20 protein-coding genes are annotated in these 24,641 nt (G+C 65.5%); 6 read left to right on the top strand and 14 right to left on the bottom strand.

The features are described from left to right. Positions 1-11 precede the first annotated feature (11 nt). The gene (gene hpnH / locus U5A65_RS08450) at positions 12-1,163 is read left to right on the top strand and encodes an adenosyl-hopene transferase HpnH (RefSeq protein ID WP_321911694.1); all 1,152 of its coding nucleotides are present in this window, start codon (positions 12-14) and stop codon (positions 1,161-1,163) included. Positions 1,164-1,268: 105 nt separating this feature from the next. On the opposite strand, the gene U5A65_RS08455 is transcribed toward hpnH, so the two are convergent. Further along, a complete protein-coding gene (locus U5A65_RS08455) occupies positions 1,269-2,774 on the bottom strand; it encodes a purine-cytosine permease family protein (RefSeq protein ID WP_321934027.1) in 1,506 nt (501 codons plus the stop codon). A gap of 55 nt (positions 2,775-2,829) precedes the next feature. Further along, positions 2,830-3,783, bottom strand: coding sequence for an agmatinase (gene speB / locus U5A65_RS08460; RefSeq protein WP_321911697.1), 954 nt, complete (start codon positions 3,781-3,783; stop codon positions 2,830-2,832). A gap of 150 nt (positions 3,784-3,933) precedes the next feature. Here speB and U5A65_RS08465 point away from each other — a divergent pair, with 150 nt between their 5' ends. Continuing rightward, a complete protein-coding gene (locus U5A65_RS08465) occupies positions 3,934-4,854 on the top strand; it encodes a LysR family transcriptional regulator (RefSeq protein WP_321946001.1) in 921 nt (306 codons plus the stop codon). Positions 4,855-4,897: 43 nt separating this feature from the next. Here U5A65_RS08465 and U5A65_RS08470 read toward each other — a convergent pair whose 3' ends face one another. The 3 genes from U5A65_RS08470 to U5A65_RS08480 all read right to left on the bottom strand — a co-directional run bounded on the left by U5A65_RS08470 (position 4,898) and on the right by U5A65_RS08480 (position 9,395). Further along, positions 4,898-6,862, bottom strand: a complete 1,965-nt coding sequence (locus U5A65_RS08470) for an SMP-30/gluconolactonase/LRE family protein (protein WP_321946002.1) — start codon at positions 6,860-6,862, stop codon at positions 4,898-4,900. Between the two features lie 208 nt (positions 6,863-7,070). Next, on the bottom strand, positions 7,071-7,277 hold the full coding sequence (locus U5A65_RS08475; protein ID WP_321946003.1) for a YbdD/YjiX family protein: 207 nt from the start codon (positions 7,275-7,277) through the stop codon (positions 7,071-7,073). A 30-nt stretch (positions 7,278-7,307) separates the two neighbouring features. Beyond that, entirely contained in the window at positions 7,308-9,395 is a 2,088-nt protein-coding gene (locus tag U5A65_RS08480; protein ID WP_321946004.1) for a carbon starvation CstA family protein, read from the bottom strand. Between the two features lie 467 nt (positions 9,396-9,862). Between U5A65_RS08480 and U5A65_RS08485 the strand changes: the two genes are divergently transcribed. Both U5A65_RS08485 and U5A65_RS08490 read left to right on the top strand, forming a co-directional pair. Further along, positions 9,863-11,344: a cache domain-containing protein gene (locus tag U5A65_RS08485; protein ID WP_321911704.1), complete on the top strand. Its 1,482-nt coding sequence runs from the start codon at positions 9,863-9,865 to the stop codon at positions 11,342-11,344. 17 nt (positions 11,345-11,361) lie between these two features. Next, entirely contained in the window at positions 11,362-12,012 is a 651-nt protein-coding gene (locus U5A65_RS08490; protein ID WP_415764425.1) for a response regulator, read from the top strand. Between the two features lie 67 nt (positions 12,013-12,079). Here the strand turns inward: U5A65_RS08490 and U5A65_RS08495 are convergent, their stop codons facing one another. Beyond that, on the bottom strand, positions 12,080-12,688 hold the full coding sequence (locus tag U5A65_RS08495; protein WP_321911706.1) for an ABC transporter substrate-binding protein: 609 nt from the start codon (positions 12,686-12,688) through the stop codon (positions 12,080-12,082). 247 nt (positions 12,689-12,935) lie between these two features. On the opposite strand from U5A65_RS08495, the gene U5A65_RS08500 reads away from it, so the two are divergent. Further along, positions 12,936-15,563, top strand: coding sequence for an MMPL family transporter (locus U5A65_RS08500; protein ID WP_321911707.1), 2,628 nt, complete (start codon positions 12,936-12,938; stop codon positions 15,561-15,563). Continuing rightward, positions 15,560-16,597, top strand: coding sequence for a VacJ family lipoprotein (locus tag U5A65_RS08505; protein ID WP_321934023.1), 1,038 nt, complete (start codon positions 15,560-15,562; stop codon positions 16,595-16,597). The genes U5A65_RS08500 and U5A65_RS08505 overlap by 4 nt, the downstream gene beginning before the upstream one ends. Positions 16,598-16,701: 104 nt before the next feature. On the opposite strand, the gene U5A65_RS08510 is transcribed toward U5A65_RS08505, so the two are convergent. From U5A65_RS08510 to U5A65_RS08545, 8 genes are all read right to left on the bottom strand, one after another. Beyond that, positions 16,702-17,187, bottom strand: coding sequence for an acyl-CoA thioesterase (locus U5A65_RS08510; protein ID WP_321946006.1), 486 nt, complete (start codon positions 17,185-17,187; stop codon positions 16,702-16,704). A gap of 118 nt (positions 17,188-17,305) precedes the next feature. After that, a complete protein-coding gene (locus U5A65_RS08515; RefSeq protein WP_321946435.1) occupies positions 17,306-17,971 on the bottom strand; it encodes a phosphorylase in 666 nt (221 codons plus the stop codon). A 53-nt stretch (positions 17,972-18,024) separates the two neighbouring features. Further along, entirely contained in the window at positions 18,025-20,100 is a 2,076-nt protein-coding gene (gene shc / locus U5A65_RS08520; RefSeq protein ID WP_321946007.1) for a squalene--hopene cyclase, read from the bottom strand. After that, entirely contained in the window at positions 20,097-21,365 is a 1,269-nt protein-coding gene (gene hpnE / locus U5A65_RS08525) for a hydroxysqualene dehydroxylase HpnE (protein WP_321946009.1), read from the bottom strand. Before hpnE ends, shc begins: the two co-directional genes overlap by 4 nt. Beyond that, entirely contained in the window at positions 21,365-22,216 is an 852-nt protein-coding gene (gene hpnD, locus U5A65_RS08530) for a presqualene diphosphate synthase HpnD (RefSeq protein WP_321925901.1), read from the bottom strand. The genes hpnE and hpnD overlap by 1 nt, the downstream gene beginning before the upstream one ends. Before the next feature lie 269 nt (positions 22,217-22,485). Beyond that, the gene (locus tag U5A65_RS08535; RefSeq protein WP_321911713.1) at positions 22,486-23,430 is read right to left on the bottom strand and encodes a diguanylate cyclase; all 945 of its coding nucleotides are present in this window, start codon (positions 23,428-23,430) and stop codon (positions 22,486-22,488) included. Then, positions 23,427-24,050, bottom strand: a complete 624-nt coding sequence (locus U5A65_RS08540) for a chemotaxis protein CheC (RefSeq protein ID WP_110383369.1) — start codon at positions 24,048-24,050, stop codon at positions 23,427-23,429. The genes U5A65_RS08535 and U5A65_RS08540 overlap by 4 nt, the downstream gene beginning before the upstream one ends. After that, on the bottom strand, positions 24,043-24,411 hold the full coding sequence (locus U5A65_RS08545; protein WP_321911715.1) for a response regulator: 369 nt from the start codon (positions 24,409-24,411) through the stop codon (positions 24,043-24,045). Before U5A65_RS08545 ends, U5A65_RS08540 begins: the two co-directional genes overlap by 8 nt. Positions 24,412-24,641 lie beyond the last annotated feature (230 nt).

Consider the following 24,641-nt stretch of genomic DNA (forward strand, 5'->3'; position numbering starts at 1 on the left):
GAGGACACGCTTTGTCTATTCCGCTGCTACAAAAAGTCCGCGTTGGCTCGTACATCTTTCGCCAGCATTTCAGCGGCAACAAGCGCTATCCGCTCGCGCTCATGCTCGAGCCGCTGTTCCGCTGCAATCTCGCCTGCAATGGCTGCGGCAAGATCGACTATCCGGATCCCATCCTGAACCAGCGCCTGTCGCTGGAGGAATGCCTGGAAGCCGTCGATGAGTGCGGCGCGCCAGTCGTTTCCATCGCAGGCGGCGAGCCGCTGCTGCACAAGGAAATGCCGCAGATCGTGAAGGGCATCATGGCGCGCAAGAAGTTCGTGTATCTCTGCACGAATGCGCTGCTCATGGAAAAGAAGATGGACGACTACCAGCCGAACCCGTACTTCGTCTGGTCGGTGCACCTTGACGGCGACCGCGAAGCGCACGACCACTCGGTCTCGCAGGAAGGCGTCTATGACAAGGCCGTCGCGGCCATCAAGGAAGCGAAGCGCCGCGGCTTCCGCGTGAACATCAACTGCACGCTGTTCAACGACGCCGTACCCGAGCGCGTGGCGAAGTTCTTCGACACGGTCGGCGAGATCGGCGTGGACGGTATCACGGTTTCGCCGGGCTATGCCTATGAGCGCGCGCCGGATCAGCAGCACTTCCTGAACCGCGAGAAGACCAAGAACCTGTTCCGCGAGATCTTCAAGCGCGGCAACAACGGCAAGAAGTGGTCGTTCAGCCAGTCGAGCCTGTTCCTCGACTTCCTGGCGGGCAACCAGACGTATCAGTGCACGCCGTGGGGCAACCCGGCGCGCACGGTGTTCGGCTGGCAAAAGCCCTGCTATCTGGTCGGCGAAGGTTATGTGAAGACCTTCAAGGAACTGATGGAAACCACCGACTGGGACAAGTACGGCACGGGCAAGTACGAGAAGTGCGCGGACTGCATGGTCCACTGCGGCTTCGAAGCGACCGCCGTGATGGACACGGTGGCGCATCCGCTCAAGGCCGCGCGCGTCGCCCTTACGGGTCCGCGCACGCAAGGCGCGTTCGCGAAGGATATTTCGCTGGATGGTCAGCGTCCGGCTGAGTACGTGTTCTCGCGCCACGTCGAGATCAAGCTCGACGAGATCAAGAACGCGGCCAAGACGAAGAAGCCGGTTACGGTCGCGGCGAGCTAATACGCTTTTTCGCGCCGCAAGGCGCGAAAGCGAAAAGGGCGCAACGGTTATGACCGTTGCGCCCTTTGTCTTTTTGCGGCGCACATCTGCGCGCCGCGTGCCCTTTCAATGCCCTGCCGACTGCCGCGCCATCGCAACGATGTCGCTTTCCTTGATGGTGCGAATCACCTTCTCTTCCGCACGCAGATCGAGCGAGCGACTCAGCACATAGTAGCTCGCGCCCGCCACGATCAGCCCGACGAGCCATGCAAGGTCGATGCCGTCCATCAGGTGAGCGAAGTAACCCACGAAGATCTCCTTGCCCGATTCGTTATCAACGATGGCGAAGAACGGAACCATTGCCGCAAAGCCGATCAGATACGCAGCAATCCCACGCGCCTGCCACGCGCCGTAGATGCCCTGCGGCGTGAAGAAGTGCGAGATCGCGTAACGCCCTTTACGAACGAAGAAGTAATCGACGAGATTCACGGCGGTCCACGGCACGAGGAAGTACAGCATCAGCACGAGGAACGTGTTGAGCAGCGCGACGCCGTTACCCTTGATCGAAAGCGTGCAGACCAGCAGGATCGCGCTGATCGTCATCACCGCGCCAATGCGGGCGCGGCGCGTGGGCTTGATCTTGCGGAACGAGTCGACGCCCGTGAGCAGCGTGAGCATCGCGCTGTACGTATTGAGCGCGATGATCGGCAAAAAGCCCGCCACGGATACGATGACAAGCAGGCTTCCGCAGCCCGGAAACAGCGACGAGCCCACCTGATTCAGCGCGACGAGCGCATCCGAGGCCTTCAGCTGCTGCGCGAGCCATGCGCCGAGACCAATCATCCAGGCACCCGAGAGCGAGGCGCCGAGGAAAATCGCGGAGATCAGCTTCGCACGGCTCGTGTGCTTCGGCAGATAGCGCGAATAGTCGGAGACATACGGCGCGTACGAGATGTTGTAGCTCGCGCCAATCGCGAACTGCGTGAGGAATGCGACCCAGCTGAAGCCAGGATGCGCGGCAGCGGTCACGGCGGGAACGACAGCGGCGCCCTTGCCCGCGCCGAACGCAAGCGCGATCGTCACTAACGCATAGAGCGGCAGCGTCGCGATCAGCGCCCACTTGAACGCCTTGTGCATGAGGTCGTGGCCGTAGATCGCGAGCACGCCGCCCGCGAGCGACGCCACGATCGCCACCACGGCAGGGTTCACGCCGAACACGTTCTTCAGGCCGTCCATGATCAGCGAGATGTTCACGACGTTGAAGCCCACGAACACGAAGAGCGTGGCCAGCAGCGCGAGCGCCACGCCGCGATAGCCGAACTGGGCGCGCGACTGGATCATTTGCGGCAGGCCCATCTCCGGGCCTTGCGAGCCGTGGAACGCCATGAAGATGGTGCCGAACATGATGCCGAGTGCGCCGCCGAGCGTGGTCCAGCCGGCCGAAAGGCCCATGCTCGGGCCGACGAAGCCGATCGAGATCGTGAAGAAGTGGAAGTTACCGAGAAACCAGAACGGCCCCTGGCTGCTCAGTTTCGCGTGACGCTCGCGCTCGGGAATGTAGTCGATCGACCGGCTCTCGATTTCGAGCCCGGCCGTCTCGGCCGCGAGGCCGGCGTTTTCGTGAACATTCATGCTGCTTGTCTCCAGATATTCGTAGTGTGTTCAGGCGGCGCAGGGGCGCGAGCGCTCAGTCGCGGCGCTTCACGCCCGGCAGCACGCAAAGCATTTCGAAGGCGAGATTGGCCCCGAGCAGCGCCGTGGTGCCGAACGGGTCGTACGGCGGCGCCACTTCCACGAGATCCGCGCCGACGATATCGAGCCCCCACGAACCGCGGATGATCTCGAGCGCCTGCGGCACGGTCAGCCCGGCGATCTCCGGCGTGCCGGTGCCCGGCGCATAGGCGGGATCGATACCGTCGATGTCGAAGCTCAGGTAGACCGGACCGCCCTGCACGCGCTCGCGCACTTCTTCCATCAGCGGCGCCAGCGAACGGTTCCAGCATTCCTCGGCCTGCACGACCTTGAAGCCTTGCTGGCGGCACCAGTCGAAGTCCTCGGCCTCGTAGCCGGTCCCGCGCAAGCCGATCTGCACGACGCGATCGCAGTCGAGCAGCCCTTCCTCCACGGCGCGGCGAAACGGCGTGCCGTGCGCGATCTTTTCGCCGAACATCGTGTCGTTGACGTCGGCGTGCGCGTCCACATGGATGAGGCCCACGCGGCCATGCTTGCGATGAATCGCGCGCAGGATCGGCAGCGTGATCGTGTGATCGCCGCCGAGCGAGATCGGGCGGCAATCGTGTTCGAGGATCGCGTCGTAGGCGGCTTCGATGCGTGTGATCGAGTCGGCGAGATTGTAGGGATTCGTCGCGACGTCGCCGATGTCGGCCACGCGCAGCGAATCGAACGGCGCCGCGCGCGTCGCCATGTTGTACGGGCGCAGCAGCACGGACTCCGAGCGAACCTGACGCGGGCCAAAGCGCGCGCCAGTGCGGTTCGAGGTGCCGAGGTCGAACGGCACGCCCACGAAGCAGGCGTCGAGGCCCGATGCGTTCTCGACCTGCGGCAAGCGCATCATCGTCGCGATCCCGCCGCAGCGGGGCATGGCATTGCCGCTGAGCGGCTGGAAGTATTGATCAGACATTAGGGCGCTCCACTTTCATTTACCGTGCCGTATCATTCGAAACGGCCATAGCCGCAGTTGTAAGCGCGCGTCCATGAAAGATGAATAACGATCTCGTCGTTGTTCACATAGACTTCAGCCTATGTATCGATGTTTTCCCCTGGAGAATCCATGCTCGGCAGCCTGACCGATCTCGACCTGCGCCTGCTGCGCGTCTTCGTTGCCGTGACGGATGCCGGCGGCGTGAGCATTGCGCAGACCACGCTGAACGTGAGCCAGCCCACCATCAGCGCGCAGCTCTCGACGCTCGAAACGCGGCTCGGCTATCGGCTCTGCGAGCGCGGGCGCAGCGGTTTCAGGCTGACGGAAAAAGGGGCGCGCCTTTACGAACTGGCGACCACGCTGCTCGCCGCCGCCGAAGAGTTCACGCTCAAGGCGCGGCACCTGGACCGCAAGCTCGTGGGGACCTTGAGCATCGGCTTGATCGGCCATACGCCGACCAGTCAGAACGCGCGCATCAGCGAGGCGATCGCTTCGTTCCGGCAACGCGACGAAGCGGTGCGTTTCTCGATTTCGGTGAAGTCGCCGGGTGAGCTGGAGGAACAACTGCTCAACGGCGCGACGCAAATTGCGGTCGGCTATTTCTGGCACCGCGTACCGACGCTCGAATACACGCCGCTTTTTATCGAGCGGCAGATCGCGTATTGCGGACGCGGGCATGCGCTGTTCGAACGCGCGGGGCAGCTCGATCCGCTAGAGGCCGCGGAATTCGAATGGGTATGGCGCACGTATCCCACACCCGAGGCCCAGCACTCGACGACACAAAGCAAGGTCACCGCGCAGGCCGACAACATGGAGGCCGTTGCCCTGCTGATTCTCTCCGGACATCATCTCGGCTACCTGCCCGAGCAGTTTGCCGCACCGCATGTGCGGCGCGGCCTGCTCGTCGCGCTCAACCCCAGGCAGCTCAGCTACGAGGTCACGTTTCATGTGGTCACGCAGAAGCGCAATCGGCATAGCCCGATCGTGCGCGCGTTTCTGGAGGACCTGAAGCACGCGCATTTGCACGAGGCCGAAGACGACGCGCAATGAAACGGGCGCGCCGTCTGTTGCGCCCTTCACGCGCCACCTCGGGCTAGAACGGCGATACCGTTGTCGCCGCCGCTGTCGCGCTCGACGCCGCAGGCGTCCATCGATACACCACGACGCTCGCGGCGTTGTAGTTATCCTTCGTCACGACATACTCGCCAGTCGAGCGCAGATAGGCACGCAGGCCATACATCGAATCCACGTCGTTGCCCACGTACACCGCATTCGGATTGCTATTGATGAGCGTCGTGTCGATCGCGCCGGTGGTGAGGTTGAAGGCATCGATGTTGGGCACGGTGTGCACGTAACCCACGAACAGATAGTTGCCGGCGGCTGCAATCGACTTGGGATTCGCGCTCGTGAGCGTAATCACCGGATTCGGCGCGCTCGTGTTGCCCGCCAGCCAGCCGTGATACACCTCCACTCGCGTGCCGACCGCCGTCCAGTCGGTAATGCCGGCGTCTTCTCCCGTGAGTATCATCGTGTCGCTTTCGGGCAGGTAGACAATGCGCGTGAGCCGCGAGATCGTGGCGGGAACGGGTGTGGTGAGCGCGGCGCCCCAGAGCGGCTTGCCGGTCGAGTCGAAGCCGGTTAGCGGGTAGTGGGAAATGACGTTGGTTTTGTCGAGGCCCACCCAGAGGTCGCCCTTGCTGTCGAGGCAAAAGCCGTTTCGCACCGGGGCCGCCGTATTGAACGCCGCCCCCGGCAACGTGTAATCGGGAACGGCGATATAGCCGCTTGCCGCGTTGAAGTGGAAGAAATAGAACGTATCGGGATTCTGACCGGCGGCCACGAGAATGCGCTGCCCACCCACGCTCGCCACTTGCGCGAAATGCTCGCCGCGCGCGGCGTCTGCGAGATTGACGCGCGGATCGGACGGATACGTGAACGGATCGATCGTGTTGGCGACGAACGTGCCGCCAGCCGTGCCCGAATAGATATTCATGCCGCCGTAAAACGTCGCGCCATCGGTGCCCGGATCCGGCGCCGCGTTGCCTTCGAAGTTGAGCGACTGGAGCTTCCAGCGCAGCGCGCCGGTGCCGTCATAAGCCTGCAGATCGGTGCCGCCGTTGCGGCCGAGGTCCCACGAGCCGCCCCACGGATTGTTCAGCACGTACAGCGTGCCCGCGGAATCCTTGCCGATACCGACCACGCGTGTAAAGCGCTTGTCGCCTGCCTGTCCCTTGATGCCCGTGGTCGTGTCGAGGTAGCCGCCCCGAATGCCGAACGTGCCCGTTTGGGAAGGCGTGCCCGTTACGCTGAAGTTCTTGATGTTCATGTCGGGACCCGAGTCGCCGATCATCAACTGTGAGGTCTGCGAATCGAAATACAGCGACGACGGCCGCGCCGTGGATGCCAACTGGATCGTGTTCAGGAGCTGGCCGCCGGCACTGAATTCGAGCACGGCGCCCGCGCTCTTTTGCGCGACCCACAGATTGCCGCTCGCGTCGAGTGTCAGCGCGCCGGGGCCCGTCACGCCGATATCGCGTTGCCAGACGCCATCCGTGGTGTACACGCGCACGCGGTTGCCGGGGAAGTCGCTTGCATAGAGCAGCGAGCCGGAGGTCGCGAGTCCGGTGATGACATCGGCGAGCTTTTCGGTCGTATCGGCGCTCACGGCAATGAGCAGGTCGCGCGCGCCGCTCGCGCGGTTGTAGCGCCCGACGTTGCCGCTGCCATACGCGGTGTTGTACTGCATCGCCACGAACAGCGAGGTCGTATTGCCCGTAATCGCGCCGCCCTGGAAGTCGCCGTGCCCACCGATCGAACCGAGGCTCTGGCCGTTCTGGTAGATCGCCACGCCGCCTTCGTTTTCATCCCACATCGACGACGTATAGATCACGCCTTCGGGCGCGACCCACATCGAGCGCGCCACGTTGCCCACGTGCGCTGCGTTGGTGCCATAGGTGTTCGCAATCCAGTCGGTGGTGTATTGCGCTTCGCATACGGGCGCAACCGTTGCGGTGAGGGCGGCCGTGAGCCATGCTGCGCCGATTCGATGAAAGATCATGAAAGATTCTTTGATTCGCAGACCTTACGGTGCAGGTGTTGAGGGTGCGATGTCGTCACCACGGGCTTCGTAAAAGTTAACGGCAGCCGCGCGGCGAGAATTGAGCGCTTTTTGATTGCGCCCCGATCCGGGCAGATTACAGGCGTAAAAAAGGCGCGACGGCCTTCGCCGTCGCGCCTCGTTTTGAACGTATCCGCTCAGTCGCGCGTTAGCAGCACTTCCCCGCGCCCGAGCCATACCGCGCGTTTTGCCGCTCGCGGAAAAACTCTTCGTAGGTCATCACCGGGCGGTCGGGATGCGTCGCGCGCACATGCGCGACGTAGCCCTCATAGTCAGGCAATCCGACCATCAAACGCATGGCCTGGCCGAGATAGCGCCCGGCCGTTTGTACGTTGTCGCGAAGTCCCGAGAACATGGTGTGCTCCGTTCAGTAGCGTAACGTCGGTCAATGCACGCGATTCGTCGCAACGGCCGCGCCGCCAGCGGGCATCGCCTGGTATGGCGTTTCCTGCACGGTCGGGCGGTCGATGCGGCGTGCGCGTGCAATCGCCAGCAGGCCGTACACGACAATGCTCACCACCACGAAGATGAACAGGCCCGAAAGCGCGGCATCCACGTAGTCGTTGAACACCATGCGTTGCATCTGCTCGAGCGACTTCGCGGGCGCGACGATCTTGCCTTCCGCAATCGCCGCCGAAAGCTTCTGCGCGTGCGCAACGAAGCTCACCTTCGGGTTGCTGTCGAAAATCTTCTGCCAGCCGGCCGTGAGCGTACAGATGAGCAGCCAGAGCGTCGGCACGGCGGTCACCCATGCGAACTTCTCGCGCTTCATCTTGAAGAGCACGACGGTGCCGAGCATCAGCGCGATTCCGGCGAGCATCTGGTTCGAGATGCCAAAGAGCGGCCACAGCGTGTTGATGCCGCCAAGCGGATCGACAACGCCTTGATACAGGAAGTAGCCCCACGCAGCCACGCACAAGCCCGTGGCGATCAGGTTGGCCGGCAGCGACTCCGTGCGCTTGAGCGACGGGTGGAACGTGCCGAGCAGGTCTTGCAGCATGAAGCGGCCCGCGCGCGTGCCCGCGTCGACGGCGGTCAGGATGAAGAGCGCTTCGAACAGGATGGCGAAGTGATACCAGAACGCCATCATCGCTTCGCCGCCGATCACCTGGTGCAGGATCTGCGCCATGCCCACGGCCAGCGTGGGCGCGCCGCCCGCGCGCGCGACGATGGTCGTTTCGCCCACGGCCTGCGCGGTGTGCGTGAGCATCTCCGGCGTGAGCATGAAGCCCCACTGGCCGACGGTGTGCGCCACGGCGTCCGGCGTCGTGCCGAGCACGGCGAGCGGAGCGTTCATCGCGAAGTACACGCCCGGTTCGATCACCGAAGCAGCCACGAGCGCCATGATCGCGACGAACGACTCCATCAGCATCGCGCCGTAACCGATGAAGCGCGCGTTGGTTTCGTTATCGAGCAGCTTGGGCGTCGTGCCCGACGAGATCAGCGCATGGAAGCCCGACACCGAGCCGCACGCGATCGTGATGAAGAGGAACGGGAACAGGTTGCCCGACCAGACCGGACCCGTGCCGTCGATGAACTTCGTGAAGGCCGGCATCTTCAGTTCCGGCGCGACGATCAGAATGCCGATCGCGAGCGCGAGGATCGTGCCGATTTTCAGGAACGTCGAGAGATAGTCGCGCGGCGCGAGCAGCAGCCACACTGGCAGCACCGAAGCGACAAAGCCATAGCCGATCAGAATCCACGTGAGCTGCGTGCCCGTGAACGTGAACCAGGCGGCGAGCGTGGGCGAATCGTGCACGTGCTGGCCGAAGGCGATGGACGCCATCAGCAGCACGAAACCAATGATCGAGATCTCGCCGATCTTGCCCGGGCGGATGTAGCGAACATAGAGGCCCATGAAGATCGCGATGGGAATCGTCGCGGCCACGGTGAACGTGCCCCACGGCGAGTTCGTGAGCGCCTTCACCACGATCAGCGCGAGCACCGCGAGAATGATGATCATGATGAGGAAGGTGCCGAAGAGGGCGATCACGCCAGGCACGGGGCCCAGTTCCATCTTCACGAGGTCGCCGAGCGAGCGGCCATCGCGGCGCGTGGAGAGGAACAGCACCACGAAGTCCTGCACGGCGCCCGCGAACACCACGCCCGCGAGAATCCACAGCATGCCGGGCATGTAGCCCATCTGCGCGGCGAGTACCGGGCCCACGAGCGGACCCGCGCCTGCGATCGCCGCGAAGTGATGACCGAACAGCACGTACTTGTTGGTGGGCACGAAGTCGAGCCCGTCGTTGTGACGCACGGCCGGCGTCATGCGCAGGCCGTCCAGTTGCAGGACGGTGCTTGCGATGAAACGGCTGTAGAAGCGATACGCGATCAGGTAGACGCACACGGCGCAGATCACGATCCACAGTGCGCTGATTCGCTCGCCGTGCGCGAGCGCGATGGTGCCGAACGCGAAGGCGCCAAGCAGCGCGACCAGCGTCCAGACGACAAAACTGGATGTCCGACTCATGCGGTGTCTCCTGTGTCGACCAGTGTTAGCGCCTAAGCGCTGACTCTGGTCTCATGCAAAGCATTTATGGTTTTGGCTTTTTGCCCAGCGTCAGGACCGGGCCCAGGCGCGCCGGTGAGTGCCAGCGCATGCATGACGCATTGCGCCATGCTGTGGGCGCTAGTATTCGCTTTCAGACCGACAGCCACAACCGGACAACTACGTAAGCGCGCTACGTAGAACTACGTAGGCAGAGCAACAATTCGTTGCGCGCTCAACGATTGACGAAAGCACAGCGCAGCCAAACCGGGTATCGACCGGCATCGGATGGATCATGACCGGTTCCCGGGAAACGGCGGAAGAATCGCTATCATCGCCGCTCAACAATCTCCATCATTTGAAGACCCGCGCTTTTAAACACCGCGTGGATTGCCGGCCCCGCCGCGCGCGCCCGGTTATGCTTGCAGACTCAGCCCCCGAACACCGTCATGCCCGCCCCATTTTTCTTCGCCGACCGCCGCCTGAAGACGAAAATCTTCCTGCTTGCGGTCGTGCCGTTCCTCGCTGCCATTGCCGGCATCGGGATCGGCGTGCGCCAGCAGGCCACGCAGCTCGCGCAAACGCAGCACGCGACCATGCAAAGCGCCTATCTGTCGAGCAAGGAGATCGAGCTGCGCCACTACGTGGAGCTGGCCACGAGCGCCATCGCGCCGCTCTACGCGCCCGAGGAGAACGCCAGCACCGCGTTGCCCGCGCCCGCCGACGAAGCCGATCGCCAGCTAGCCGCGCTAGCCGTGCTGCAAAAGATGGACTTCGGCCCCGACGGCTACTTCTTCGTGTACGACATGCACGGCCGCTCGCTCATGCATCCGCGCGAGCCCGCGCTCGTCGGCCAGGATCTCTGGAACCTGCGCGACCCGCAAGGCGCGCTCACGATCCAGCAGCTGATTGCCGCGGCCCAGCGCGGCGGCGGCTACGTGCGCTACATGTGGCACCGGCCGTCCACCGGCAAGCTTGCGCCGAAGCTCGGTTACGTGGTGCCGCTGCCGCGCTGGGGCTGGATGATCGGCACCGGCATCTATCTCGACGACGTCGATTCGACGCTCGCGCACATTGACGAGCGCGCCTCCGCGAATATCAGGCACACCATTCAGTGGCTCGGCGTGATCGCGCTCGCGGGCGTGCTCGTGATCGCGCTCGGCGCGCTTGTGCTCAATGTGAGCGAGCACCGCAGCACCGACGCCAAGCTCAAGCGCCTCGCGCAGCAGGTGGTCGAGTCCCAGGAGCAGGAGCGCGCGCGGCTCTCGCGCGAATTGCACGACGGCATTAGCCAGATGCTCGTTTCGGTGAAGCTGCTGCTCGAGTCGGCGCTCGCGCGCTTCGAGCGCGGCGAAACGCGGGTGCCCGCCGCCGAAGCGTCGCTCGCCACCGGTCTCTCGCGGCTTTCGGACACGCTGCGCGAAGTGCGCAGCATCTCGCACGCACTGCGCCCCTCGATGCTCGACGACCTGGGCCTCGCCGCGGCGCTCGAGCAACTCACGCGCGAAATGGCCGAGCAAACGGGTATCGAGATCGCCTTCACGCAAGCCGCGCCGAAGCCTGCGAGCAAAAAGGCGCAAGCGAGCGCGCTGCCCGACGCCGTCAACACGGTGCTCTTTCGCATTGCGCAGGAAGCGCTCACCAACATCGTGCGGCACGCGCAGGCGGCGCGCGCCGCGCTCACGCTCGAAGTCGCGGCGAACGGCGTGACGCTCGGCATCGCCGACAATGGCCGCGGCTTCGACGTGGCGCACGCACTGGCCGACCCGCGCGCGGGCCTGGGCCTGCGCAACATGCGCGAGCGGCTGGAGTCGCTGGGCGGCCGCCTCGACATCACCTCGCAGCCTGGCCATACGCTCGTCACCGCGTGGGTGCCTGTTGCGCCTAATGCCGCGCCGAAAGCCGCCGCCGTATCCAGAACGCCGACATGACGATGACGAATGCAAACGTGAACGAATCAAAGAGCCCCGACGCGAGGCCCGCGCGCCTCATCCTCGTGGACGACCATCCGCTCGTGCGCGACGGCCTGCGCGCACGGCTCGAAGCCGTGCCGGGTTTCGAGGTGGCAGGCGAGGCCGGCAACGCCGACGAGGCCATCGCGCTCGCCGCGTCGCTCGAACCCGATCTCGTGCTGATGGACGTGGGCATGGCCGGCGTGAACGGCATCGCGCTTGCGGGCCTCTTCCACGAGCGCTTTCCGGCCATCCGCGTGCTCATGCTTTCGATGCACGACAACGTCGAATACGTGACCGAGGCGGTGCGCGCGGGCGCGAGCGGTTACGTGCTAAAGGATTCGCCGGCCACCGAGATCATCCGGGCGATCGAGGCGGTGCTGGCCGGCCGCACGTATTTCAGCGCGGGGTTGAGTGCACGCATGATCCAGGCGTCGGCGCGCAGCACGCCGGTGGAGCGGCTCACGCCGCGCGAGCGGGACATTCTCGACGCACTGGCACAAGGGCTGTCGAGCAAGCAGATCGCGCAGCGCGAGGGGCTCTCGGTGCGCACAGTGGAAACCCACCGGCTCAATCTCAAGCGCAAGCTGGAGATCGAAGGCCAGGCGGAGTTGATCAAGTTCGCGGTGGAGCACCGCAGGAAGTGAAAAGGGCGCTTCGGATCAACCGAAGCGCCCTCAGAGGCACAATGCGTGTGCAACCACAGATTGGCGATCAGCTGCGCGCGTTGTGGTCGACGAGGAACTTGATAAGGCCGTCGATGCCGCCCTTGGCGATCTGGTCGGCAAACTGCGTCTGGTAGACCTGGATCAACCACGCGCCCATCATGTTGATGTCGTAAATCTTCCAGCCGCTCGGTGTTTGCGTGAGGCGGTAGTCGATGGCGTCGTCGCCGCCGTTGCTGATCACATGCGACTGCACCACGGTGTCCTTTGCGCCCGCACCCGTGTTCGACGGCGCGAACTTGAAGTTCACCTGCGTATCGCGAAGTTGCGAGAGCGACGAAGCGTACGTTTTCACGAGCAGGAGTTGAAATTGCTCATACAGCTTCTGCTGCTGTTCGGGCGTGGCCGTCGCCCACGGTTTGCCAACGGCGATACGCGTGGTGCGTTTGAAATCGGTGGCGGGAACGAAATGGGTCTCGACCACCTGGGTGATCTTGTTCATGTCGCCGCCGCGTGCCTGCGGGTCGGCCTGCATCGCCTTCACGGTGCCTTCCACGGCAGCCTTGACGGTGGCGTCCGGCGAGGTCTGCGCGAACGCGGCGCCCGAAACGCCCGTGAAACAGGCGGCGACGATAAATGCGGTCAGGTAACGTTTCATACGCTCTTCTGGAACAGTGAAATTCAGGCGCCGGTACAGTGCGATTCAGTGCGGTTCGGTGCGTGCGCTTTGCGCGCATTCACGCAACTGTCGCGCGGCCGGCTGAGCCAGTATAACGGCTTTGGCGCACACGCTGCCGGGGCGCCGCCTCACGCTCGGCGTGCATGAGCCGCGCCAGGACGGGCGGGGCCGGTATACTTGTGCGTTTCGCGTCAAAGAACCCCATTGACAGGGCCCCCTCGCCTGTATGCTGAAGCCATTCATCATTAGCCTCGTCGCCTGGTCGGTGCGCCGCGCGGCGTGGGTGATCGCACTTGCGATCGTGCTCGCCGTGCTGAGCGGCGTGTACGTCGCAAGGCATTTCAAGATCAACACCGACGTCAGCGGTCTCGTCGAGAACACGGCCGAATGGGCCGCGTTGAGCGAAGCCAAGGACAAGGCGTTCCCGCAGCGTGCAAGCTCGCTGCTCGTGGTTGTCGAGGCCGACGCGCCCGAGCTCGCCGACGCCGCCGCCGACAAGCTCGCGCAGGCGCTCAAAGCCGACTCGCGCGAATTCAGCGCCGTCTCGCAGCCCGCGGGCGGCCCGTTCTTCCAGCACAACGGCCTGCTTTTTCCGTCCACCGCCACCGTGCTCTCGACCACGGGCCAGCTCGTGCAGGCGCGCCCGCTCGTGAACCAGCTCGCGAAGGACCCGAGCCTCGCGGGTCTGGCCGGCACGCTCACGACCACGCTGCAGTTGCCGCTCACGATCGGCCAGATCAAGTTGCCGCAAATGGCAAGCCTGCTGGGCAGCGCCGCCAATGTCGTCGACGACGTCCTGGCCGGCAAGCCCGCTGCGTTCTCGTGGCGCGCGCTCGTCGACAAGGACTCGGCCACGAAGCCCGCGTTCGCATTCATCACCGTGCAGCCGGTGCTCAATTTCGCCGCACTCAAGGCGGGCGCGAACGCAGCGCAGGCGATCCGCGAGACCGCCGCCTCGCTTCATCTCGACACCGAATTCGGCGCGCGCGTGCGCCTCACGGGCGAACAGCCGCTCGCCGACGACGAATTCGCCTCGGTGCAGGACGGCGCCGCGCTCAACGGCGTGATCACGATCATCGTCGTGCTCGCCATCCTGTGGCTCGCACTGCGCTCGGGCAAGCTGATCGGCGCCACGCTCATCACGCTCGTGATCGGCCTCGTCATCACGGCCGCGCTCGGCCTCATGATGATCGGCTCGTTCAACATGCTCTCGGTCGCGTTCATGGTGCTGTTCGTGGGGCTAGGCGTCGATTTCGGCGTGCAGTTCGGCGTGAAGTATCGCGAGGAGCGCTTTCAGGACGAGCGGCTCGACGCCGCGCTCCTCAAGACCGCGCGCACCATCGGCGTGCCGCTCACGCTCGCGGCGATCGCCGTGGCCGAAAGTTTCTTTTCCTTCCTCCCAACCGCGTACAAGGGCCTCTCGGAACTCGGACAGATCGCGGGCGTGGGCATGTTCGTGGCGTACATCTGCAACATGACGGTGCTGCCTGCGCTCATTCGCGTGTTCAACCCGAAGGGCGAGCGCGCCTCGCCTGGCTTCGCGTTCCTCGCACCGGTCGACAAATGGCTCGCCGAGCATCGCAAGCCGGTGCTGCTCACCACGCTCGTCGTCATCGTGGGCGCGACGCCCTTGCTGCTGCATCTGCGCTTCGACTTCAATCCGCTGCATTTGAAGGATCCGCATACCGAGTCGATGGCGACGCTGCTCGCGCTGAAGGACTCGCCCGTCATCTCGATCAACGACGTGAGCGTGCTCGCGCCGTCGCTCGAAGAAGCCGACAAGATCGCCGCGCGGCTCTCGAAGCTGCCGGAAGTGGCGCGTGCGACGACGCTCAGCACGCTCATTCCCGACGATCAGCAGCAAAAGCTCATGCTGATCTCGAGCGCCGCGCAGCAGCTTCTGCCTGCGCTCACGCAGCAGCCGTCCACGCCCGTGACCGACGAGGTGCGTGTGCAGACGCTCAAGCGCGCGGCCAACCAGCTCTCGCTCGCCGCGAGCGACCATCCCGGGCCGGGCGCGGCCGAGGCGAAGCATCTGTCCGACTCGCTCAACAAGCTCGCGAGCGCGAGCCCGGCCACGCGAGACCGCGCGGAAACCGCTTTCAGCCTCACGCTCAAGCTTGCGTTTGCGCAGCTCGCGCGCCTCTTGCAACCCTCGGAAATCACGCGTGAAAATCTGCCGCCCGAGATGGTGCGCGACTGGGTGGCGCCGACTGGCCAGGCAATCGTGGACGTGGCGCCGCGCGTGCCGCCCGGTGTCGATTCCAACGACGACGCGATGCTCGCGCGCTTTGCACACGCTGTGAAGGCGGCGGAACCGAACGCGATCGGTGGCCCGATCTCGATCCTGCACTCGGCGAACGTGATCATCCTCGCGTTCTTCCAGGCAGCGGGGTGGTCGGTCCTGCTGATCACGGCGCTCCTCTGGATCACGCTGCGCAATTTCGGCGACGTGCTGCGCACGCTCATTCCTCTGCTGGTATCGGCGCTCGTTACGCTCGAACTGTGCGTCGTGTTTGGAATTCAGCTAAATTTCGCGAACATCATCGCGCTTCCCCTGATGCTCGGCGTTGGCGTCGCGTTCAAAATCTATTTCGTGATGGCCTGGCGCGCGGGGCAAACCGGCCTCCTGCATTCAAGCCTCACGCACGCGGTGCTCTTTTCCGCCGCGACCACGGCCACGGCGTTCGGGAGCCTGTGGCTATCGCATCATCCGGGCACCTCGAGCATGGGCAAGCTGCTCGCGCTGTCCTTGTTCTGTACGCTGATCGGCGCCGTGGTGTTCCAGCCGGTGCTGATGGGCAAACCGCGCGCAAAACGCGCGAGAGCTGAAATTCAGGGGATCGATCAATGAAGAAGAAACAAGCCGCGCTCACCATGGCGGCGGCGGGCCTGGCGCTCCTCGTGACGTCGGGTTGCGCCACGGGCCCCGACCGCAAGCCGGGCGATCCGTTCGAGCCCGCGAATCGCGCGATTTTCACGTTCAACGACAAACTCGACACCTACATTGCGCAGCCGGTCGCCAAGGGCTACCAGAAGGTGACGCCGCAGCCGCTGCGCCAGGCGATCACGAACTTCTTCTCGAACATCGGAGACGTCGACAACTTCGCAAACAACGTGCTGCAGCTGAAGATCACCGACGCCGTCGAGGATCTCATGCGTATCGCGATGAACACGACCTTCGGTCTGGGCGGCCTGATCGACTTCGCGACGGCAGCGGGGCTGCCCAAGCATCATCAGGACTTCGGCCTCACGATGGGCCACTACGGGATGCCGGCCGGCCCGTATCTCGTGCTGCCGCTGTTCGGGCCAAGCTCGGTGCGCGACGGTATCGGCATGGCCGTGGACGTGAAGTTCAACGTCATCAACTACTTCGAGCCGGCGGTGCGCAATCCGATGTATCTCGCGCAGTTCATCAGCGCGCGGGCGGACCTGCTCGGCGCAACCGACCTGCTCAAGCAGGCGGCGCTCGACCCGTATTCGTTCGTGCGCGACGCGTACCGCCAGCAGCGCGAGTCGCTGATTCGCGGCGGACGTGCCGGCAACAATGCGCCGCTGCCCAATTACGGCGAGCCGGGCGACGAAGGTGGCGAGGGCAAGCCGAACGAGAACGGCGCGCCCAATTATGAGGATCCGGGCGAGTCGGGCGGTGCGGGTGGTGCTGCCACTGGCGCGACTGGCGCTTCAAATAATGGTCTGCCGAATTACGACGATCCGGGCGAGGGGAGCACGGCTGCAACAGCGGCTGTCGCCGGTGCGGGTGCTGCTGCGGCGGCGGGTACGGCCGCTTCCGCACCGGCTACGGCATCGGCGCCGGTTGCGGCTTCGGCTGCCGCGCCGGCTTCGGGTGTGACGGCGGTGCCTGCGACACCGGCGTCGGCGCCCTGAACCCGGTATAGCGACGGCCTGCTTCTGGCGGGCAGCATGCAAACGCAAAAAAACCCGGCAACCTTTTCAGATTGCCGGGTTTTTCATTCATCCGTGCATACCGCTCAGTGCACCGAAGCGTCTTCGCTCTCGGCCAGGCGCTCGGCCTCGTTTGCCGCCGCCAACGCCGTGGCGTCCGCCGACGTCTGCACGGTCTCGCGATAGCGCTCGTACGCTTCGTCGGCGTAGCGGATGCGTTCGCGGCCGTGCGGGGCGGGCACGCCGTCCGCGCCGAGGTTCACGAACACCATCTTTTCGATCGTCAAAATGCTCTTGCGCGTGATCTTGTTGCGCACTTCGGCGCGCAGCGTGATCGACGTGCGGCCGAACTCCGTGGCCGTTATGCCAAGCTCGATGATGTCGCCCTGACGCGCCGAACTCACGAAGTTGATCTCAGATATGAACTTGGTCACCACGCGCTGGTTGTCGAGCTGGCAGATCGCGTAGATCGCCGCTTCTTCGTCGATCCAGCGCAGCAGACTGCCGCCGAACAACGTGCCGTTCGGATTCAGGTCTTCAGGCTTGACCCACTTGCGAGTATGAAAATTCATGGCTGGTAACTCCCCGAAATGTGATTCGCCCCCAATTCGTGGAAACGAATCTAGGGTTAACACTAAGATGTTACCAGAGATAGGGGTTTACCCTAGGTATTTCAATAACCCGCCAAGGTCATTCCGGGAAAAAAGCGCCGCTGGCCGTCAGCACCTGCCGCGCGGCGCTGAGCGACTGGCGTGCCGCTTTCGCATCGGCCGCCACGCGCAGCAGGCCGCCTAGTTGCGACGGGTCGCGCGCCAGCTCGCGCAGGACAGGGAGCACTGCGGTCGTGCCGTCCTCGCGCAAGCCTGCCATTGCTGCCTTCGGCAAGCTGCGCCAGGCCGGATCGACAATCGCGCGGCACACCGCGAACGGCACGCCATGCGCGGCTGCCGCTGCCGCTGCCAGATGCGACTCCATGTCGACGGCGAGCGCCCCGCACGCGCCGAACAGCGCCGCCTTGTCCGCCGCGCCGGTAAGCGGCGCGGCAACGGCTGCCTCCACGCCGCGCCGGGTTTTCGCCGCGAGCGGCGAGGCCATCAACGCGTCGGCCATGCGCGCGCTCCAGGCGGGATCGGTCGCGACGCGCCCGAACGGGCCGTCGATCGCTTGCGCGATCACCAGGGTGCCCGGCTCGAGATCGGGCGCAAGACCGCCCGCCGTGCCGAAGCTGACGATGCCGGCCGCACCGTCCTTGAGCGCCGCCGCGAGTGCGCTCTGTAGCAGATCCGCGCGCGCGGCGTAGACGGCGCGCACGCCGTCCTGGCCTTTACCCGCGGCAATGCCCGCCTCGAAGGCCATGCCCGCCACCGCGATCACAGGCAAGGCGCGCGCCTTGACACCAGCCGCCGCGCTCACAGACCGACCGTGACGCGCGTCACGCCCGCGCGCTTGAGGTTGCGGTAGCGCGCGAGCGCCCACAGCGGAAAGAACTTGCGATAGCCGTGGTAGCGCAGATAGAACACGCGCGGAAAGCCCGTAGCCGTGAAGCGCGTTTCGTCCCAGAGGCCGTGGACCTGCTGCGTATTCTGCAGATAGTCGATACCGCGCGCGACCGCCGGATGATCCACCGCACCCGCGGCCATCAGGCCGAGCAGCGCCCACGCCGTTTGCGAAGCGGTGCTCGTCGCGCGCTCGTAGCCGCGGTATTCGAGCTTGTAGCTCGTGCCGTCTTCGCCCCAGCCGCCGTCGTCGTTCTGGATCTGCACGAGCCACTGCACCGCGCGCTTCATGCGCGGGTCGTCGTGCGCGAGGCCGGCCGCGTTGAGCGCACACAGCGCCGTCCACGTGCCGTAGATGTAGTTCATGCCCCAGCGGCCGTACCAGCTGCCGTCGGCCTCCTGCTCGTCGAGCAGGTAGTTGTATGCACGCAGCGCATGCTCGCTCGCGGCCGGCAGTTCGCCGAGCTGCGCGAGCATCGAGAGGCAGCGGCCCGAGACGTCGGCGGTCGGCGGATCGAGCAATGCGCCGTGGTCCGAGAACGGGATGTTGTTCAGGTAGTACTGGGTGTTTTCCGGCTCGAATGCGCCCCAGCCGCCGTTGCTGCTCTGCATGCCGACCACCCATTCGCGCGCACGGGCGATGGGGGCGTCGTAGGCCTTCGTGTTGTCGAGCTTGTCCACGCGGTCCATCGCGGCCACGACCACGGCCGTGTCGTCGACGTCGGGGTAGTGCGGGTTGGCATACTGGAACGCCCAGCCGCCCGGACGCACCGCCTCACGGCGCGAGATCCAGTCGCCGCGCACGTCGAGAATCTGCAGCGGACGCAGCCATTCGAGGCCGCGGCGCGCGGCTTCCTCGGCGCGCGCCTCGCCAGTCTCCAGCAACGCGTGCGCCGCAAGCGACGTGTCCCACACCGGCGAAAGGCAGGGCTGGACGTACGCTTCCTCGGTGTGAACCGTCACGAGCTTTTCGAGCGACTGGCGCGCGATGGCGCGATGCGGATGATCGGCAGGATAGCCGAGCACGTCGTACATCATCACGGCGTTGGCCATGGCCGGGAAGATCGCGCCCAGACCGTCCTCGCCATTCAGCCGCTCGTCCACGAACGCCACCGCGGCGTCGATCGCGCGTTGGCGCAGGTAATTCGGAAAGAGCGGATCGGTCACGCGCAGCACGCCGTCCACGGCGCGGAAGAAGCCAAACCAGCCCTTGCTTTGATGCGGGGAGCGGGCGTTCAGGCCCACGCTCACGGGCGCGCCGCAGAACAGCTCGTCGATGCGCACGCCGCGCGGGTTGCGCGCGACCGGGCGCTTCGCGCCCAGCACGAGCAGCGGCACGATCACCGTGCGCGCCCAGTACGACACCTTCGAAAGATGGAACGGGAACCACTGCGGCAGCAACGTGATCTCGACGGGCATCATCGGGACTGCGTACCATGTCACCACGCCAAAGAGCGCGAGCAGGATGCGCGTGAACACGTTGACCTGCTCCGCGCCGCCCGCCGCGAGAATCGCCTCGCGTGCACGCACCATGTGCTCGGCGTCTTCCGCGTCGCCGATCATCTTGAGTGCGAAGTAAGCCTTCACGCTCGCGCTCACGTCCATGGCGCCGTCGGTGAAGAGCGGCCAGCCGCCTTCCGGCAACTGGATGCGGCGCAGGTAGCGCGCGATCTTCTGTTCGAGCTCGAGGTTCGCTTCTTCGCCGAGGTAATGCACGAGCAGCACGTATTCGGCCGGAATCGTCGCGTCCGCTTCGAGTTCGTAGACCCAATGGCCGTCGGCACGCTGGTCGGCGAGGATCGCGTCGGTCGCGCGCGCGACGGCGGCGTCGAGCGATGCGAGCGGGACCAGCGGTGCGGCGACCGGAGCGGCCGTCTCACCGGCAAACGTGGGAGCGGGCATCGCCACGGCCGGCGCGTCGGCAACGTCAGCGCCCGTGAGGGGGCTGACGAGGTCTTCGGTCGGCGTGGCTTGGGACAAATCGTTCATCTACGTTCCAAATTTTCGGTCAGGAGCAGCTCGGCGGCCTTGCGGCCCGAGCGGATCGCTCCTTCGATCGTCGCGGGCAGACCGGTAGCCGTCCAGTCGCCTGCAAGCATCAGATTGTTCCAGCGCGTGCGCGTCGCGGGGCGGCGCCACTCTTCGTCGGGCACCGCGGCGAAAGTCGCGCGCGCATCGGCGCACACGCGCCAGGCGGGCAGCGGCTCGAGCGGCAGCGAAGCCGCCTCGGCCACGTCGGCCCACACGCGGCGCGCGATGACCTCGGGATCGAGGTCGAGCACGTCGTGCGCGTCGTGGATCGTCGCCGAGAGTCGCCCTTCGGCCGTGCACAGCCAGTGGGCCGTGCCGTTGACGAGCGCCATCGGCGTGACGAGGCCCGGCGGCGCCGGCACGGCGTAGTGCACCGTGACGATCGCATTGTGGCGCTGCGGCGTCTGCAGCGCCGGCACGAGCGCGGCGGCGGCCGCGCCGGGCACGGCCAGCACCACGGCTTCGTCGTGAGCGAGCGTTATACGCCCGTCTGGAAAATCGAGTGCGGCGACACGGGCCGCCGCGTCGTCGTACACGATCTCCCTGAGCGGAGAGTCAAGGCGAATCGCCGCGCCGCCGTGCTGAAGCATGCGCAAGGCCGGATCGACGAACGCGCTCGAAAGTCCGCCGCGCGCCGCCAGCGGCCGGAACGACTCGCCGCCCGCTGCGAGCGACTCGCGCAGCATGGCGCCCGCCAGTTCCGCGCTGCCCACGCGCGGCTCGACATTGAGCGCCGTGAGAAAAAACGGGTGCAGCAGCCGGTCCCACAGCACGCCTTCGCAGCGCATGGTCTGCGCCATCGTGCGGCCTGGCTTGGCGAACAGGAGCGGCAGCAGCCCCAGATAGTCAGCGGCGCGCGTACCCGGCACGCGCGAGCGCGCGTCGCCAATCCAGAACGGCATGCGCGAGCGCGAGAAGCGCACCGTCCAGCGCGAGCGCGCCGCGATATCCATGAACGCGAAGCCGGGCTCGGTGGGGCCGGAAAGCGCGTCGCCGGCGCCGATCGTGCGCACGTATTCGAGTGTGCGCGCATGACCCGCCAGCACCAGATGGTTGCCCGTATCGAGCGTCGCCGAAAGCGTGCGGTCGTAGTACGAGCGGCAGCGTCCACCTGCCTGGCCGGCGGCCTCGTAGAGCGCCACCTGCACGCCGCGCCGCTGAAGCCGCACGGCCGTCGCGAGGCCCGCAAGCCCAGCGCCGATGACGTGGACTAGCCGCGGCATCAGAACAGCGCGTAACGCGCCACGATCCACATCAGCCGTGCGCGCGGCTTGCTGACTTTCGTGCGCGGCAAGTCAAAGCCGCGATCCACGGTGCGCTCGAGCAGCACGCGGTAGACGCCCGACATGATGCGCGGCGCTTTCACCTGCGCACGGGGCGCGGCGTCCATGATCGCGTCGGCTTGCGCGAAGTGCGCGCGGGCGCGTTGCACGAGCGTCTCGCACACGCGCGGCAGCGACGGGTCGGCGGCAATCGTGTGCGGATTGCCCGCCGCAATGCCTTCGCGCGCGAGCAGCTCGCGCGGCAGGTAGCAGCGGTTGATGTCCGCGTCTTCGTCGATGTCGCGCAGGATGTTGGTGAGCTGCAGCGCGCGCCCCAGATGGTGCGACAGCAAGCGGCCCGGCTCCTCCTGCATCCCGAAAATTCTCACCGACAGGCGGCCCGCGGCGCTCGCCACGCGGTCGCAGTACAGGTCGAGCGTGTCCTCGTCGGGCGCGCAGATGTCCTCGGCGGCGTCCATGGCCATGCCGTCGATCATCGCGTGGAAGTCTTCGCGCTGAAGCCCGAACGTATGGATGTGACGCGTGAGCGCCGCGAGCGAGGCGCGCGGCGTGCCGGCATAGCACGCATCGATGTCGGCGCGCCATTGATCGAGCCCCGCCGCACGCTCGGCGCGCGGCAGGTCGCTGTCCGCGATGTCGTCGACAGCGCGGCAAAAGGCGTAGACCTGATACATGGCGTCGCGCTGCGCAGGAGGCAGGATCCGCATCGCCAGATAAAACGAGCTGCCCGACGAAGCGGCGGCGGCGTCGGTTTGTTGTGTATCGTCCACGACGAGATTGGAAACAGCCAAGACGATCTCCGCTGGGGGCGCCCTCAACGGGCGTTCGACTCTATTCGGGCCCGCATTGCCGCGGGTCGCCCGCGCGCGCGGACACGCGCGAGGCACCCGACCCTAAAATTGCCCGCCAGGGGGCGCGCAAGGCCGGAAACGGGCAAAAGTATATCAACCTTTGAGGGGCGCCGCAGTTGAGTCGGGGCGCATAGCATGCGAGTGCGTACCCCGAAGCACGGGGCGATGAGACGGATCGAGGCCGCAGCCGCCTGCGGCCCGGGCAAGTCTCAGGCCAGCGCGACCGAGCGGTTGCGCCCCTGGCGTTTCGCGGTGTAGAGGGCGGCGTCCGCCTCGTTGATCATGCCTTCGTAGTCGGGCGCCCCCGTGCGCGCGGTGGCGGCGCCCACGCTGGCCGTCACGGGCACGATCACGCCTTGCACCTCGATCGGCTCGTCGCCGATCGTGCGGCGAATCTTCTCCGCCACATAGAGCGCGTCGTCCAGCGGCGTGCACGGCAACAGCAACGCGAATTCCTCGCCGCCGAAGCGCCCGAACACATCCTGCTTGCGCACGACGCCCGACACGCGCTGCGCCATCGAGCGCAGCACCGTGTCGCCGGCCACGTGGCCGAATTCGTCGTTGATGCGCTTGAAGTGGTCGAGGTCGAACAGCAGCATCGAAAGCTCGCCGCCATAGCGCTGCCAGCGCAGGAATTCGTCGGCGAGGCGTGTTTCGAAATAGCGGCGGTTCGCAATGCCGGTCAGGCCGTCGCGATCGGCGTATTCGCGCAGCTTGGCCACGGCCTCCTCGCGCTCGCGCTGCATGACGCTCACGTGCGTGACATCCGAGAGGGTCACGCACACGGCGATCACGTCACGCCCGCGCATGAGCGGCATGAAGGTGCAGTCCTGCTGCATGTAGTCCACACCGCCCGTGATCGGCCGGTCGTGGTCGAACTGGAACAGATACGGGCGCTGCTCCCACGAGCTGAACGCGAAGCTGCCCAGCTGGAACACGCTCTCGACCTTGCGCGTGAGCCACGCGCGCGGCAGATCGGGGAAGCGTTCGAAGATGGAGCGGCCGATCACGTCCTCGGCCGTGACACCGCTGTGGTCCTGCATGAAGCGGTTCCAGCTCAGCACGTTCATGTCGCGATCGACCACGAAAATGCCGAAACCCACCCGTTCGACAACGAGGTCCGATAGCGATGGCAATCCGGATGGCTCGTTCATAGGCTATGCAACAACGCGTCGATGGCCCGGCTCACGACATGGATCGACTCCTCGGCCATCAGCATGACGAGGTGGGCGCGAAAGCGCTGGTCTTCCAGCGCGAAATTGACTTCGACGAGCAGCGCGACGTCCCAGGCGAGCAGGCCGGGCTGGAACACCTCGTCGAGCATGATCGCCTCGCCGAGAAGACCCGGCTGCGAAAACACCGGCATGCGCCCGAGCTGGTCGAGCATCGACGAGACACACGCGCCCGTGAGCGCGTTGGCGACGTCGAACATCAGTTCTTCTTCGGTGAGCGCGTCGTCGCCGATCGTGGCGTAGGGGCCGCCGACAAGGCTCCCCAGCTCGGCGATCTCGCCGCTGCGGCAGATCACCAGCGCCTCGCCCTTGATCTCCGAGCGAAAGCCCTGGCGCACGGCCGCGACCGGACCGTCGATGCCGGTCATCTCGCGCAGCGCCGCCGCGGCCTCGGATACGGCGACCACGCGCACGCGCGGCACCGAAAGTTCAATGAAGGCGTTGAGCAGCCCCGACAGTCGCGTCGCTGCCTGCCCCATGCCGAGATTGGCGATCTCCTGGAGCGCGTCGCGCTGGAGTTCCGTGAACACTCGATCAGGCATACAACCCGTACTCCTTCAGGATGGGCAGCAGCGCCTCCTGGGTTACCGGCTTTGCGACGAACGCCGCCGCGCCGAGCGCCTGCACGCGCTCACGGGCACGAGGCTGGACGTCCGCTGAAACGACGATCACGAACGTGTTGAGGTCTTCGTGCTGCAACGCTTCGAGGACCTGGAAGCCCGTCATGTCGGGCATCGTGAGGTCGAGGAACATGACAGCCGCACGGCCGGCGCGGTAATGCGCAAGCGCTTCGTGCCCGTTCGCCGCGTACGAAATCGAAACGTCCCAGTCCTCGGGCAGCGCCTTCGTGAGCACCTTGCGGGCTAACAGCGAGTCATCGGCGATCACGATGGGCAAGGACATGGATATGCTGAATGAGTGTGCGTTGGACGGAGTGCGTTTCGACGGATTAACGGCGGCACGGGCAATTACTTTAGGGAAAACTTCAAAGAAAATTGCGAACCCGCCGAATAATGCATAACGCATGAACGGATCCGCGCGCTGGCATGTCGGCGCAAGGCGCATGGCCGCGCCATCGCTCCGCCGCCGCCCAATGGATACCGGCAACCCGTGCGCCGGTCATGAAGGCCCTC

Source organism: Paraburkholderia sp. J10-1, assembly GCF_905220165.1.
GTDB lineage: Bacteria > Pseudomonadota > Gammaproteobacteria > Burkholderiales > Burkholderiaceae > Paraburkholderia.